Origin of the sequence: Epilithonimonas tenax DSM 16811, from assembly GCF_000428485.1 — a bacterium.
Lineage (GTDB): Bacteria > Bacteroidota > Bacteroidia > Flavobacteriales > Weeksellaceae > Epilithonimonas > Epilithonimonas tenax.
The window spans coordinates 1-14764 of sequence record NZ_AUAA01000006.1 but is presented as its reverse complement, the minus strand read 5'-3'; the positions used below and the strand labels follow the sequence as shown (position 1 = coordinate 14764).

Annotated in this window: 12 protein-coding genes and 1 pseudogene; 9 read left to right on the top strand and 4 right to left on the bottom strand. The window is 39.0% G+C overall.

What is annotated here, in order from left to right; translation table 11 throughout:
* Positions 1-13: 13 nt before the first annotated feature.
* A complete protein-coding gene (locus tag F564_RS0104160; protein WP_034980742.1) occupies positions 14-2314 on the bottom strand; it encodes a DUF5686 family protein in 2301 nt (766 codons plus the stop codon).
* Between the two features lie 64 nt (positions 2315-2378).
* Positions 2379-3491, bottom strand: coding sequence for a lactonase family protein (locus tag F564_RS0104155; RefSeq protein WP_028121506.1), 1113 nt, complete (start codon positions 3489-3491; stop codon positions 2379-2381).
* 156 nt (positions 3492-3647) lie between these two features.
* On the opposite strand from F564_RS0104155, the gene F564_RS0104150 reads away from it, so the two are divergent.
* Complete coding sequence (locus F564_RS0104150; protein ID WP_028121505.1) at positions 3648-4292, top strand: uracil-DNA glycosylase; 645 nt, start codon at positions 3648-3650, stop codon at positions 4290-4292.
* A 34-nt stretch (positions 4293-4326) separates the two neighbouring features.
* Here F564_RS0104150 and F564_RS0104145 read toward each other — a convergent pair whose 3' ends face one another.
* Together F564_RS0104145 and F564_RS0104140 are read right to left on the bottom strand one after the other, a co-directional pair.
* Entirely contained in the window at positions 4327-4746 is a 420-nt protein-coding gene (locus F564_RS0104145; RefSeq protein WP_154656803.1) for a hypothetical protein, read from the bottom strand.
* A 12-nt stretch (positions 4747-4758) separates the two neighbouring features.
* Complete coding sequence (locus F564_RS0104140; protein WP_028121503.1) at positions 4759-5247, bottom strand: DUF456 domain-containing protein; 489 nt, start codon at positions 5245-5247, stop codon at positions 4759-4761.
* A gap of 164 nt (positions 5248-5411) precedes the next feature.
* Here F564_RS0104140 and F564_RS0104135 point away from each other — a divergent pair, with 164 nt between their 5' ends.
* The 8 genes and pseudogenes from F564_RS0104135 to F564_RS18670 all read left to right on the top strand — a co-directional run.
* Positions 5412-6665 (top strand): mechanosensitive ion channel family protein, encoded by a 1254-nt coding sequence (locus F564_RS0104135; protein ID WP_028121502.1) that lies wholly within the window; start codon positions 5412-5414, stop codon positions 6663-6665.
* Positions 6666-6726: 61 nt separating this feature from the next.
* Positions 6727-7446, top strand: a complete 720-nt coding sequence (locus F564_RS0104130; RefSeq protein ID WP_028121501.1) for a pyridoxine 5'-phosphate synthase — start codon at positions 6727-6729, stop codon at positions 7444-7446.
* A 16-nt stretch (positions 7447-7462) separates the two neighbouring features.
* Positions 7463-8236 (top strand): alpha/beta fold hydrolase, encoded by a 774-nt coding sequence (locus F564_RS0104125; protein WP_028121500.1) that lies wholly within the window; start codon positions 7463-7465, stop codon positions 8234-8236.
* Between the two features lie 208 nt (positions 8237-8444).
* Positions 8445-8699, top strand: a complete 255-nt coding sequence (locus F564_RS0104120; RefSeq protein WP_028121499.1) for a hypothetical protein — start codon at positions 8445-8447, stop codon at positions 8697-8699.
* The gene (locus F564_RS0104115) at positions 8696-9706 is read left to right on the top strand and encodes an NAD-dependent epimerase/dehydratase family protein (RefSeq protein WP_028121498.1); all 1011 of its coding nucleotides are present in this window, start codon (positions 8696-8698) and stop codon (positions 9704-9706) included. Before F564_RS0104120 ends, F564_RS0104115 begins: the two co-directional genes overlap by 4 nt.
* Positions 9706-11466 (top strand): AMP-dependent synthetase/ligase, encoded by a 1761-nt coding sequence (locus F564_RS0104110; RefSeq protein WP_028121497.1) that lies wholly within the window; start codon positions 9706-9708, stop codon positions 11464-11466. Before F564_RS0104115 ends, F564_RS0104110 begins: the two co-directional genes overlap by 1 nt.
* Positions 11467-11599: 133 nt before the next feature.
* Positions 11600-14458: an aminomethyl-transferring glycine dehydrogenase gene (gcvP, locus tag F564_RS0104105; RefSeq protein ID WP_028121496.1), complete on the top strand. Its 2859-nt coding sequence runs from the start codon at positions 11600-11602 to the stop codon at positions 14456-14458.
* A 118-nt stretch (positions 14459-14576) separates the two neighbouring features.
* Positions 14577-14764 (top strand): annotated as a pseudogene (locus F564_RS18670) (IS982 family transposase); the annotation flags it as partial.

Sequence of the window (14764 nt, the reverse complement as noted above, 5' to 3'; positions counted from 1 at the left end):
GTCAACAGATGTCCTAAAAATTGGCCTGGAAACCAAACTGAACGCCAAATTTTCTTACATCAGAATTAGGCGTCGTGTGATTGAGGTAATTACCTCTCCAGTTGAAGTCCAACCGTAACAATCTGAAATTTCCCCAACCAATATTCTCGATTCCGAAACCGTACTCGTAATAAGGTTTTCCCGGAGCTGTTAAAGGTATATTACCCGCATTCATGCTGACAGATTCGGCTCTCAGACTTCCCACACCTGAACGGAAAAAGGCAACTTCACGCAATTTTAGTTTTTTGATTAATGGAATCTGAGACAAGATCTTACCATTAAAGTGGTGTTCCAAAAACATAACGGCATAAGAATCTGCCACAAATTCATAGTAATTCATCAAAGAAAATACACCTCTTACCAGACCGTAAGATTGGTTGGCAGGCATTACATTCTGCAAAGCGAGTGGGAGCGCATCAAAGTTTTTCCCAACCTCTACATTGGCGAAAAGTCTTCCCCAATTTCCTAAAAGAACGGGCTGATAGTAATAAAACTGCAATTTGTTGTAATTATAATCTGAATTGAAAACACCGCCTACACCTTTGGTATATTTCAGAATAAAAGAAGGATTGGTTGCTAACGCGGTCATCTCGTAGCGGTCTACACCGTAAGTCGAGAATTTGATTCCGGGTCTTGCAATAATGGTTGCGGTGAATCTGGTGTCATTGAGATCGTTTCTTAAAACACCCTGTCTGTAGTAATTGATATTGAACAAGTTAGAATCTGCAGATTTGATATTCTGAGTCGTAGCGTCTAATCTTATCTGGAAGTTTTTCCAAGGTTCTATACTGGTGAAGATATTGGTTTGGTTTACAGAACTCATTGATGTTGTAGAGCCACTATTCAGAACAGAAGAGGATGCAAATGATCTGGTCATAATACCTTCATCGGTTGTTAGTTGAACACCAAGCTGAAGCACATCTTTTCTATAACCGGCACCTATCATAAACCGGTTTTCTTTGTTGAACATATACTTTGCCTCGCCACCATATTTCCACTGCTGATCACGGAAACCATACGCTGTATAAGCCTGGATTCGCCACATATCATTTTTGCCACGATAGGTTCTGAAGCCGCCTCTTAGTCTGACGCCTTCGATATCATTGTAACCAAATGACTGGAATATATTTCCAATATCGATGCCTTTTCCAAGATGGAAATAACCAGAGTTACCTATTTCCACGATTTTGACGATCTTCTTGTACTTCGGATTGTCTTGTAATTCGTCGTACATTTTATAGATATTTCGGTCGCTTTCTGTGAGGATTTCGGTTCTGTTGGCTTGCCAATAATTTTCGTCTTTTGCCACCATTTCATCTTCTGCGATGACGATCTTGTTTAGAAACTCATCGGTGATGCCTTTGTCAAATTCGTAGTCAGAATAATTGGCTGTACGTCTTGCTATGATAGATTTGGCTTTCTCTTTGTCATTGGTGACAAGATTGATCGTCGTTTCATTTCGCGTTGGGATGAATGTGGAGTCGTCCGGATTATCAAACTCCAGATCTGTAGCAATTTTCTTTACAAAATTGATGTTGATCTTTTTGTTGGTTTCCATCTCCACCTTCATGACATTATATTTTTCCATGGAAATATAAAGTCTGCCTTTGAGAGCCAATGCTTCCGGATTTTTGGGTGTAAATCTGATTTCGTAACTTTTTACAGTGTTGATCTCTATCGTATCGGTAATGTTATAGTCAAAAACGCCAAAACCCTCGGTAGAAACTGGGCTTACGAAGCCTATATTAAGATAATTGATGGTATTATCATAAATATTGATATCACTGTACATGTTCTGTACCGTTTTGGTTACGATTTGATTATTCTTGAGTCCAGAAAGTCTGGTCGCCAAGAGATCTTTACGTTCTTTTTTAGGGTTATTTTTTCCGTAGGTTTCAAAAATACTTTCTGTAATAAAGACTGGCAAAACAGCTTTCCCCGCGATTTCGGAAGAATCATTATACTTAAAAAGAATAGAGTCCATCCCTCGGAAAGCCTTCTTTTTGGTAAAAGAACTGTCTATATTGTCCAGACGGAAATCTATTTTCTCGTAGGTTTTGTATTTGTAATCTTTGTGCAGAAGCAATCCGTTGGATTTTTTCTTTTTCCAAACCTCACGCATAATGGCGTAAGCTGGATTTTCTTTTTTGTTTTTGTATTTTTTTACGCCTTGTATCACGACGTTTTCAATTTCGTTTTCTTTTTCTGTCTGTGAGAAGACCAAACTGGTCACGAAAATGAGGAAAAAAGAGAGAATAAATTTTTTATCAAGCATTGATTTCATCTAGCATTAACTATTAATAACTGTGTTTAATTTTAAATATTGTGGTGGTGTAACATTATTTACCTTTCTCATAAAACAGGACATTCACTGGACTGCAGACCGGGATTGATTTTCCTGTTGTTGTGAGGAATCCGTTCTTGAGATCACGGGTGAAAATATTGATCCGGTTCGTATCCTGATTGGCAATCAAAACCAATTTGTTGTTGGGACTTATTGTGAAATTTCGTGGATTTCTGCCAATGGTTTTGGTCTGTTGGATTTTCTTTACTGTTCCATTTTTTTTTCTTTTGAAAACTGTGATATCATCTGCATCGTCTCGATTCGTCACGTAAACAAACCGTTCGTTATTAGAAAGATGAATGTCTGCGGCACGGAAATTAAATCTTACTTTTCTGGAGAGTAATGTTTCTTCCTGGATCAGTTCAATGTGACCTTCGTTAAAACCTAAAACTGACAAATCACCGCTGAGTTCCTGAACGAGATAGATCAGTTTTCCAGTTTTATCAAATTCAATATGTCTAGGACCAGAACCTTTTTTCGCAGCATATGCTCCGATTTTCTCCAGAACCAAATCGCCTGTTTTGTGGTATTTAAAAACATATATTTGATCTAAACCAAGATCAGTCGCCAAAACATATTGATGGTCCGGAGAAAACTGAACCTGATGGATGTGTGACTTTTCCTGACGTTTGGGATTCACGCCAACACCTTCAAACTTGATATTCTGAAAAACATCAGACAATTTGCCGTCTGCATAACGTTTGAACACATTGATGCTGCCGCCAGAGTAATTGGCTGTGATGACGTTTTGGTCGTCAGAGATCAGAAAACAAGGATCTTCGCCCTGTGTTTTTCTCTCATCTTTTTTGATCAGTCTTCCGTCTGCCTCGTCCATAGAAAAAGAAGTTACCGTACTGTTTTCTCCGTTTTCATTCACAGAAAAAAGAAAATTCTTGTCTGGACTAAGGCTTATAAAACTGGGATTGACAATATTGTCTGTGTGGAATTTGAGATTGTATTTGTAAGTATTTTCATCAAAATCAAAAATATGAATACCACCGCTTTTGCACTTATCACTATTGGTATAAGTTCCTACGATGATGGTGTTTTGTGCTGATGAGTGGGTCATAAAAAGTATTGAAAAGATAAATGCGCTCCAGATCTTCATTCTAAAAATTAATGGGAAAGTGTATATTTTGTGCGAATTTATCATATATAAAATTAAGCCAAACGATATTTGTGATAAATTAACTTTATTTCACTCGAAAAGTCTTCAAATTTGTTTTAATGGATCTGTAAATTTAATTTTGTCAAAAATCATGCAATGACCTGGAACCAAGTTTTGAAACCGATTAAAGAAAGTGATTATTTTAAAGACCTTTGGGAAAAGGTACAAGTAGAATACGATTCTACCAAATGTTTTCCGCCAAAAGACGAGATTTTCCGGGCATTGGAACTCACGGAATTTGATGATGTCAAAGTCGTGATTATTGGCCAGGATCCTTACCATAATGAGGGACAAGCCAATGGTCTTTGCTTTTCTGTGTCAGAAGACGTAAAAACGCCGCCTTCTCTGAAAAATATCTTTACAGAACTAAATGATGATGTAGGCATTGATAGAAATAACAAGGACTTAGAGGATTGGGCAAAACAAGGTGTTCTCCTAGTGAATGCTACTTTGACGGTGCGCGCACACGAACCAAATTCTCATAAGAAGCTAGGCTGGGAAGTTTTTACAGATTACATCATCAAACAGATCTCTGAAGAGAAAGAGAATGTCGTATTTGTATTGTGGGGTGCATTTGCACAAAAAAAGGCCTCACTGATAGATGAGACCAGGCACATGATCATCCGTTCTGCGCATCCTTCTCCGTTCTCTGTGTACAGAGGCTTTTACGGAAGCAAGCCTTTTTCGAAGATCAATAAGTATCTGTTGAAGACAGGTACAGATCCTCTTGTTTGGGGCTGATTGGCTTGCGTTTTCGGCGCGTTTTAGGATAGATTTAATTTTCTTTTTCGTATTTAAAACTAACTGTAGTTGGTTGTTCATTTCCGCCAGGTTGTGGTTTCAGTTCAACTAAGGTAAATCTATAACCAGAAAAATTGAAAGATTTTTTCACATTCTTCGCTGTAAAATCTCGCGTTGCAACTTGGAAACTGGTTTTCTCGTTTCCGGAAATACCTTCTATCTTAATGATAGCAATACCTTCCCAAACGCAGGTCACGCCCACAGGACAACGGCTGTCCTCTAAAACTTCTTTGAACAGAAGGTTTACTTTGGAATTCGGTATTTTTACCTGTTTTTCCAAACCGACTGTAGCGATATGACCAGCGACAGCCGATGTTTCTGATTGAGAGGTCTGGGTTTTGCAATTGGTCATTAGTAATAATAGAGGAAAGCAAAAAATTAGTTTGATGTTCATGATCTGGATTTTTTAAAAGAAAATATAGTAACCAACTACCAAAAACATAGCCAATCCAACCATCAGGTTGAAACCGGTTCCGTAAATGAAGCCAATGAAAGCACCTTTCATAGAGTTCAAGGCTTTTTTTGTGTCGCTTACATCGTGAAGTAATTCACCCACGAAAACACCCAAAAGCATTCCAATCAGAAATCCGAATGGAATTGGAATGAAAAATAAGCCGAGTAATGTTCCTACAAAAGAGCCGATACTTCCGTAGCGCGTGCCGCCGTATTTCTTGTTGGTTTTGGCTGGTATGACATAATTAATGACGGTAGAAACAATCGTAAGCAGGACAAAAATCCACACATAGATCATCGGCATATCATTTTCCGTCCCGAATTTGAAGATCAGAACGCCACAGATGCTGAGTAATAATCCTGGCAAAACAGGTAAAAATGTTCCTAAAAGTCCTATGAAAAGGAGTGCTAAGGCAATAATGTTGATTAAGGTTGGATCCAAGTTTATAATTTTATTAAAAATACAATTTTCAAAGTAAAGCAAAAATTTATTATCCTTAAATTTGTTGATTGTTATTCCAGAATACAAAATTGACGCCGATCAAATTTTAAAATCTTTTGATCCGACGATTATATTTGACCCGTAAAACAAAATAATAACTTCAAATGAAAGATGAACTTATAGATTACAAAGATTTTCTACAGCAGATAAGTGATGAGATCCATTTCTTTTGCAGAGATTTTCTGCCCGATGATCTGGTTCTTTTTGGTCAGATCTTTTCGAAATTCTTTTTTTTTATAGGACTCATCCTCCTTCTGGCTTTTCTTTTAAAAAATCTGATCAATTTTGTTTTCCGATTCTTTTTTGACAAGGAGAAATTTCCTGTGATGAAGTCCATTTATAAAGCCCGGGTTACCAGTTCCGTCGCGAACATCCTGGCTTTGGCTTTTGGAAATTATGCTTTGTTTTCCATATTTTACAGACATCCAAAAAGTTTCGTTTTTCTGGAAAGGCTGGTGGATTTTCTGATTGTTTTGACGATCGCGAATATGGCCTTTAAGTTTATCCGGGTTTTGCAGACGTATTATGAGATCAAGAAAGATTATTATAAAATTCTTGCCATCAATTCCATTTCCCAGACCATCAAGATTTTTGGGACATTCATTTTTGCGGTCATCGCGATTTGTGTGGTATTTGGGATCGCAAGTAGCACTGTTTTAGGTAGTTTGGGAGCTATTACAGCAGTCATTGTTTTGATTTTCCGCGATACAATTTTAGGTTTTGTAACCGGGATCCACGTGGCAACGTCCAAGAATTTGAAACCAGGCGACTGGGTGGCGATCCCCAAATATAACATAGAAGGAAACATAGAAGGCATAGACCTTTTGACCACAAAAATTAAAAACTTTGACAAAACCATTTCCACGATTCCGACCTATGATTTGCTCACAACTGAAATTAAAAATTACCAAGTCATTTCTGACGAGAACACCCGAAGAATCAAGAAATCGATTATGTTCAATATGAAATCCTTGAAGTTTGTCGATGACGATCTCATGGAGCGTTTGAAGAAGATCAATCTCATAAAAACGTATCTTAATCTTAAAGAAAAAGAGATCAGTGAAGAGAAAAACTCATTAGAAAATCCCGATGAAATTATCAATGGAACCCAATTGACCAATATCGGGGTTTTCCGGAAATATGTTCAGAATTATCTTAATCATAATAACCAGATCGACCAAAACGAAATCATCCTTGTAAGACAGCTTCAAAGTATGCCGGAAGGTTTGCCGCTGGAAATCTACTGTTTCGCCACCGAAGCCGATACAGAAAAATATGAAAATATACAGTCCGATATCTTTGATCATCTGTTGTCGGCTGCTAAAGAGTTTGAACTTGATATTGTTCAGAAAGCCTAAGACAATTTAAGCGTTACAGACAAAAATAGCCTTATACATCAATTACCAATTATAAAAAGTTATGACAAAACTAAGTGTCAATATTAATAAGATCGCGACCATTAGAAATGCCAGAGGAGGCGATGTGCCAAGTGTCACTCAGGTGGCGGTAGATCTGGAAAGATTTGGAGCGCAGGGCATCACGATCCATCCAAGGCCGGACGAGAGACATATCACAAGAAAAGATGTTTACGACCTGAAACCGTTGGTAAAAACCGAATTCAATATTGAAGGTAATCCACACAGACCTTTCATAGATATGGTTTTGGAAGTGAAGCCTGAGCAGGTGACTTTGGTTCCGGACGCCGACGATGCCATCACATCCAACGCTGGCTGGGATTGCGAAAAGCATCTGGACTTCCTGAAAGCTGTGATTTCCGAATTCAAAAATGCAGGAATCAGAACGTCTATTTTCCTGGATCCAAATCCTGAAATGGTAAAATTTGCTGCCGAAACGGGAACAGACAGGATCGAACTTTATACAGAAGCTTACGCTACCAATTATCGAAAAGATAAAGAACAGGCGATCAAATCTTACGTAGAAACAGCTGTTGAAGCCGAAAAATTTGGTTTAGGGATCAATGCTGGGCACGATCTAAGCTTGGATAATCTAAAATATTTCTCGGACAATATCCCGAATCTTTTGGAAGTTTCCATCGGTCATGCTTTGATCTCAGAAGCGCTTTATCTTGGTCTGGAAAATACGGTGCAGGCTTATTTGAAGAGATTGGCGAAATGGTAAAAATAAATTAAAATTAATGGAAATCCTACACTCAAAAATATACGGAGAAGAAAGAACAGAAACGCCACTGCTGGTATTCCACGGCTTGTTCGGGATGCTGGACAATTGGGGCAGTTTCGGGAAAGAATTTGGAGAACTGATGCCAACGCACCTGATAGACCTCAGGAATCACGGGCGAAGTTTTCATTCAGAGTCGATGTCTCACGATGACCTGGCTCATGATATTCTGAATTATATGACCTACCATAACATAGAAAAGGCCAATCTGCTCGGCCATTCGCTTGGCGGAAAAGCCGTGATGCAGTTCGCCATCAATTTCCCGGAAAAACTGAATAAACTGATCGTTGTAGATATTTCGCCAAAAGCCTATCCGCCACATCATCAGGGGATTATCAAGGCGCTTCAGACTGTCGATTTTGAAACTGTCACTTCAAGGCAAGATGTTGAGAAAGTTTTGGGCGAATATATTCATGAGATATTTGTGATCCAATTCCTGATGAAAAATCTATATTGGACAGATGATAAGAAGCTAGCGTGGAGATTCAATCTCAATACTTTAGCAGAGAAATACACGGAGTTTGTGTCCAATGCCATCAGATTTGGGGTGTTCAAAGGACCTACTTTGTTTATTGCCGGCGCCAATTCCAATTACATATTACCACAGGACGAATTACTTATCAGACAACAATTTCCGGACTCAAAAGTGATCAAGATTGCCAATGCAGAACATTGGGTTCAGGCCAATAATCCGGTCGATTTCAATGCGGCTGTGAAGGATTTTATTTTGTGAAAAGGATCATATTAGTTCTTCTGATTTTTAGTGGGGCGCTATTCTCATCTCAGGACACCATTTTCTGTTGTCTTGTGATTGGGAAAAGCCATAGATTAGATAAAAATTTGGAATTGATGCAACAAAACACGCCTTAATTTCCTGATAGATTTCAATGCCTGAATGCGGGATTTTTTACCGAATTAAATTATCTTTGTAAAAATCTTCAATGAAAAAATATCAGGAGACTATATACAAGTTCATTTTGTATTTTTCAGCGCTTATCAATCTTTTTTTGATAGGACTCTTGTTTCTTGTGCTTAGAGACTCTTTTTCCGGAGAAGGAGATTATGTTTTAGAAGGCAAAAGCTTCTGGTTTTTTGTGGCTATTATTTCCGCATATTCTACAGTTAATTCTATTTTATTAATCCAGATTTTTAAAAATAATTCTGAGATTCAACCCCAAATATCTGCCGCAGAATGATATTGATTACAGGAGCTACAGGTATTTTAGGACGCGTGATCGCACTGGAACTCCTTAAGAAAGGAAAAAAAGTCCGGGCCACAAAACGACAGTCCAGCAATCTTCAGGAAGTTAAAGAATCTTACCAGTTTTACACGGATGAAGCTGACTGTTATTTTGATCAAATACAGTGGGTAGATATCGATTTTGAAGATTTGACCTCTATAGAAACCGCTTTGCAAGGTGTGGATGAAGTTTATCATTGCGCTGCAAAAGTCAGTTTCAATCCAAAAGCGGAAAAAGAATTGTACAAAAATAATTCCGAAGCCACAGAGAAATTGCTCTTCGCCATCGATCCCTTACAGGTTAAAAAGTTTCTTTTCGTCAGTTCCATCGCCGTCTTGGATGGATTGAATGAAGCTGGTGAAATGGATGAGAATTCTGATTTTAATGAAAAACTGGATCATTCGAACTATGCCATTTCCAAATATCTTTCCGAGATGGAAGTCTGGCGTTCTCAATATGAAGGCCTTAATACCGTGATCATCAATCCTGGTTTGATCATAGGTTCCGGAAACTGGCAACACAGCAGCGGCAAACTTTTCAAGGAAATGTCCAATGGCTTTACTTTTCCTGGTTCTACAGCTTATGTAGATGTAAGAGATGTTGCCCAAATCGCTATCGAATTAATGGAAAAATCCATCTTTGGACAGCGCTTTATCCTAAGCTCTGAGAATGTAAAATACAAACAGTTGGCGGATAAAGTTCGCCAGACTTTTAATAAAAAACCTGCGAAACTGATACCGAATTCAGTATTGGATCTGCTTCCGTTTTTCTCTGCCATCTTGGGCTGGTGCATCCCGATCCTGAAGCTTGGAAATAGAACCAATGTAGAAACGATCAAATCTGACTCAAAAATTACCAATAAAAAAATCCGTGAAACTCTGAATTATACTTTCATTCCAATCGATAAAAGTGTAGATTTTCACCTAAAAAATTATGCTAAGAGCATTATAAAATCTAATTAATGAACATTTCGGAATTTCTGAATAAGAACACCAAACGATTTCCACAGAAAGCTGCTGTAGGATTCAAAAAAGATAATGAATGGAAGGAGCTGACTTGGATGCGATTCAAGCAGATGGTTTTCCGGACTGCTAATGCATTGGTAGACGCTGGTGTCAAAGAAAATGACAGAGTAGCCATCTATGCAGACAATTCTCCGGAATGGATCATTATGGATGTTGCAACGCTTGCCATTGGCGCTGTGACGGTTCCTATCTATTCTACGAATGGTACAGATCAGGTAGAGTACATCATCAATCACGCGGAGCCGAAAATCATACTCACGGGTGATCAAGAACAGTATGAAATCTGCCACAGTCTGTTGGATCAAACATCTGGTATAGAGGTTGTTATAGCGGCGAAGAAAAATTTTACTTTAAAGGATCGGTCTTTCTTTTTAGCGGATTTTATTGAGCAAGCTTCTGACAAATTTCAGATTGTTGAAAGGTCTGATGAAGATTTGGCGACCATTATTTACACCTCGGGAACCTCCGGAATCCCAAAAGGTGTGATGTTGACCCACGGGAACTTCCAAAAAGTATTTGATGCCCACGTTGACTTTTTTGATTTCAAAGATTTTGAGAAAGAGCAGTCCTTGGCCTTTTTACCATTAAGTCACGTTTTCGAAAGATGTTGGACCTTGTTCTGTTTTTCTTTGGGCGCCAAAGTCAGCTTTCTGGAAAATCCAAAACTCATTGCGAGCGCCTTACAGGAAGTGAAGCCTACGACGATGTGTTCTGTTCCCAGATTCTATCAAAAGATATATGCAGGCATCAATGAAATGCTGGCTACTGCCTCTCCAACCAAAAAAAAGATCTTTGCCTGGGCTATTGAAACAGGAACTCAGGTTTCGGAAAGAAAACGAAATCAACAGACTGTCCCTTTTCTGCTAAATCAAAAATACAAGGTCGCAAATGCGTTGGTTTTTAATAAAATCAAAGCCAAATTAGGCGAAAGACTTTGGTTTATGCCTTGTGGCGGTGCATCTATCTCATCAGAAGTGACGGCGTTTTTTGATGCCATGGGAATCCATATCACAGTAGGGTACGGGATGACAGAAACCACTGCAACAGTTACGGCTTTTCCTTTTACAAAATACAAATACGGAACGGCAGGAAAACTCTTGGGTGATTCTGAGATCAAGATCGGAGAGAATGATGAGATCCTCGTGAAAGGTAGCGGCGTGATGAAAGGCTATTATAAAAATCCGCAAGAAACGGCCAAGATCTTTACAGAAGATGGCTGGATGAAAACCGGCGATGCAGGCGTGATTGATGCAGAAGGACACCTGACGATTACAGACAGAATCAAAGATCTGATGAAAACCTCCAACGGCAAGTATATTGCGCCTCAGCCAATTGAAAATATGTTTTCCAACAACAGTTATATCAATCATATTTTGCTGATAGCGGATGATAAACCATTTGTTTCTGCCCTGATTGTTCCTAATTTTGAAACGCTGGAGGAAAAATTAAAAACAATGAATATTCCCTTTACCAACTGGAAAGAGATCGTGGATAACGAAAAGATCCACGCATTCTATCATCAGCTGATTGATGACATTCAGGTGAATCTTTCTGGCTTTGAGAAGATTAAGAAATTTATCTTGATGCCAGCGGATTTTGAGATCCAAAGCGGCGAGATCACACCAACTTTAAAAATTAAACGGAATATCGTTCTCGAAAAATATGCGGACAAAATCAATTTGATTTATAACAAATAACATGACCATATCAATCTGCTATAAAAAATGATATTGGAACGATAGTTTTTATCAAATTTTAGGCCTAGCAATATTTCGAAAATTGATTAAATTTACAAGCCTTATAATAAGAATCTAATTTGAAGTTTTATAAATGAATACACAACAATTCGTAAATCGTCACATCAGCCTTAATGAGTCTGATAAAGCGGAAATGCTGAAGAAAGTAGGAGCAGCGAGTATTGAAGAACTCATCTCACAAACCATTCCGGATGCCATCAGGCTGGAGAAGGATCTGGATATTTCGGAGCCACTTTCGGAGTATGAGATGCTATTGCATTCCAAGGAACTGGCATCCAAGAATCTGAATTTCGATAACTACATCGGTTTTGGATACCACAACACTATTTTGCCTTCTCCGATCCAGAGAAACATTCTGGAAAACCCAAGCTGGTACACGGCTTACACGCCTTACCAGGCTGAGATTGCACAAGGGAGATTGGAAGCTTTGCTCAATTACCAGACTGTAATGTCTGACCTGACAGGTTTTCCTTTGGCCAATGCCTCTCTTCTGGATGAATCGACCGCTGCAGCAGAAGCAATGCATATGTTCTTTAACAACAGAACCAAGGATCAGAAGAAAGCTAATTCAACCAAGTTTTTCATCTCAGATCTCGTATTGCCACAGACCGTTTCTGTTCTCAAAACTAAAGCGGAAGGTCTTGGTATTGATGTGATTGTAGGTAATCATGTGAATCACCAATTCAATGATTCATACTTCGGGGTTTTATTGCAATATCCAGGGAAAAACGGAATCGTTCTGGACTATACGGAAAACATTACTTATTACAAAGAATTCAATCTTCAGGTAGTTGTAGCTTGTGACCCGATGGCTTTGGTAAAGCTGAAATCTCCAGCTGATATGGGCGCAGACTGCGCTGTTGGAACTTCACAACGATTTGGGATCCCAATGGGTTACGGTGGTCCTCACGCCGCATTCTTCACTTGTAAGGAAGGCTATAAAAGAGATATTCCTGGTAGAATTATCGGGGTGTCTCAGGATATGTACGGTAAGCGTGCACTAAGAATGGCGCTACAAACCAGAGAGCAACACATCAAAAGAGAAAGAGCAACGTCTAACATCTGTACAGCTCAAGTGCTTCTTGCGGTAATGGCAGGTATGTATGCTGTTTATCACGGTCCTAAAGGGCTGGAGTTTATCGCGGATCAAATCCATTTCAAAACAAATGCTTTGGGCGATGCGCTGAAAGTTTTAGGTTATGATATTGTAGACGAGCCAGTTTTTGACACCGTGAAATTCAGATTGCACGAGGAGGAAAAATCTTCTTTAAGAATGAAAATGAGAGATCAGAAGATTAATCTTAATTATTTCTCTCAAGGCATCGTGAGTATTTCCATCAACGAAACAACGACTGTTGACAAACTGAACCAATTGATCGAAGCATTCGCTCAGTTCAAAGGGAAACAAGGCTACAAAGTGACTTTGAAAGAAGAATATTCAATTCCAACTGAATTGCTGAGAGAAGATCAGATCTTAAAAGAAGAAGTATTCAATAAATACCATACGGAGACAGAATTGATGAGATACATCAAGCGTCTGGAAAGAAAAGATCTATCATTGACACATTCTATGATTTCGCTTGGATCTTGTACAATGAAATTGAACGCTGCCACTCAGATGATCCCTTTATCTTGGGGAGAATGGGGAAGTGTTCACCCATTTGTACCAACAGAACAAGCTGGCGGTTATCAGGAAATGATCAAAGAATTGGAGAAAGACCTTGCTGAGATCACAGGTTTTGCCGGAACGTCTCTACAGCCAAACTCTGGTGCACAAGGCGAATATGCAGGACTAATGGTCATCAGAGAATACCACAAAAACCGCGGCCAAGGCCACAGAGACATTGTTCTGATCCCTCAGTCTGCACACGGAACCAATCCTGCATCTGCTGCGATGGCCGGAATGAAAATCGTAGTGGTGAAGAATCTGGAAAGCGGCGAAATTGATTTTGAAGATTTCAAAGCGAAAACAGAGGCGCATTCTCAGAATTTGTCAGCGGTGATGATCACGTATCCATCTACTTACGGATTCTTCGATGCGAATATCAAAGAAATTACAAAACTAACACACGATCACGGCGGTCAGGTTTATATGGACGGCGCCAATATGAATGCGCAGGTTGGTTTCACAAGTCCTGGGAATATCGGGGCAGACGTCTGTCACCTGAATCTTCACAAGACCTTTGCGATCCCTCACGGTGGTGGTGGTCCTGGTGTTGGCCCGATCTGTGTGGCAGAACATTTGGTTCCATTCTTGCCAACCAATGCAAACATCCAGATTGGAGGTAAAGAAGCGATCGAAGGGATTTCTGCAGCACCGTACGGTTCTGGTTTGATCCTGAACATCTCTTACGCTTATATCAAAATGCTGGGAACTTCTGGTCTTAAGAAAGCGACAGAACACGCCATACTGAATGCTAATTATCTGAAAGAGATCTTGGCTGAGCATTTTCCAATCCTTTATGCGAATGAGAAAGGCAGAGTAGCGCACGAATGTATCGTAGACTTCCGTCAGTTCAAAATTTTGGGAATAGAGGTAGCTGATATTGCAAAACGATTGATGGATTATGGTTTCCACGCACCTACAGTGAGTTTCCCTGTCGCTGGAACACTGATGATAGAACCAACCGAGTCCGAAAATAAGGACGAGATCGACAGATTTGCTGAAGCGCTGATCAGCATCAAAAAAGAAATTGACGAGATTGCAAACGGCGATGCAGACAGAGATAATAATGTTCTGAAAAACGCGCCTCACACAGAGCAATTGGTTATCTCAGATTCCTGGGACAAACCATACGGTAGAGAAAAAGCAGCGTATCCACTGGAGTGGGTAAGAACGCACAAATTCTTTGCAACCGTGGCGAGAATAGATGAAGCGTACGGCGACAGAAACCTAATCTGTACCTGCGAGCCAATAGAGGCTTATATGTAGGATAGAAGCTAGACTTTAGATATTAGAATTTATATTTTTAACCCGTAGTGCATTATAAAAAAGGTTACTCATAATACGAAAATTTCGTATATTGTATTGACTATCAATCTAATACGTTATGAATAACCTAGATGCAATTTACGATTTTATTTTAAAGGAATTAAGAAAATTAACCATCAAAGAAAATTTTTATTTCAAACCAATTAAACCAAAATTATCTGATTTAGAGCTCATTGCAATAAATATTTCTGCGGAATATTTATCGATAGATTCAGAATATCAGTTGTTTAGATACCTCTCTAATTC

Bases quoted from the DNA above. Each gene is read 5' to 3' on its own strand.
- F564_RS0104110 (WP_028121497.1), top strand. From the start codon at position 9,706: ATGAACATTTCGGAATTTCTGAATAAGAACACCAAACGATTTCCACAG.
- F564_RS0104120 (WP_028121499.1), top strand. From the start codon at position 8,445: ATGAAAAAATATCAGGAGACTATATACAAGTTCATTTTGTATTTTTCA.
- F564_RS0104125 (WP_028121500.1), top strand. From the start codon at position 7,463: ATGGAAATCCTACACTCAAAAATATACGGAGAAGAAAGAACAGAAACG.
- F564_RS0104115 (WP_028121498.1), top strand. From the start codon at position 8,696: ATGATATTGATTACAGGAGCTACAGGTATTTTAGGACGCGTGATCGCA.
- gcvP (WP_028121496.1), top strand. From the start codon at position 11,600: ATGAATACACAACAATTCGTAAATCGTCACATCAGCCTTAATGAGTCT.
- F564_RS0104150 (WP_028121505.1), top strand. From the start codon at position 3,648: ATGACCTGGAACCAAGTTTTGAAACCGATTAAAGAAAGTGATTATTTT.
- F564_RS0104155 (WP_028121506.1), bottom strand. From the start codon at position 3,491: ATGAAGATCTGGAGCGCATTTATCTTTTCAATACTTTTTATGACCCAC.
- F564_RS0104160 (WP_034980742.1), bottom strand. From the start codon at position 2,314: ATGCTTGATAAAAAATTTATTCTCTCTTTTTTCCTCATTTTCGTGACC.
- F564_RS0104145 (WP_154656803.1), bottom strand. From the start codon at position 4,746: ATGAACATCAAACTAATTTTTTGCTTTCCTCTATTATTACTAATGACC.
- F564_RS0104130 (WP_028121501.1), top strand. From the start codon at position 6,727: ATGACAAAACTAAGTGTCAATATTAATAAGATCGCGACCATTAGAAAT.
- F564_RS0104135 (WP_028121502.1), top strand. From the start codon at position 5,412: ATGAAAGATGAACTTATAGATTACAAAGATTTTCTACAGCAGATAAGT.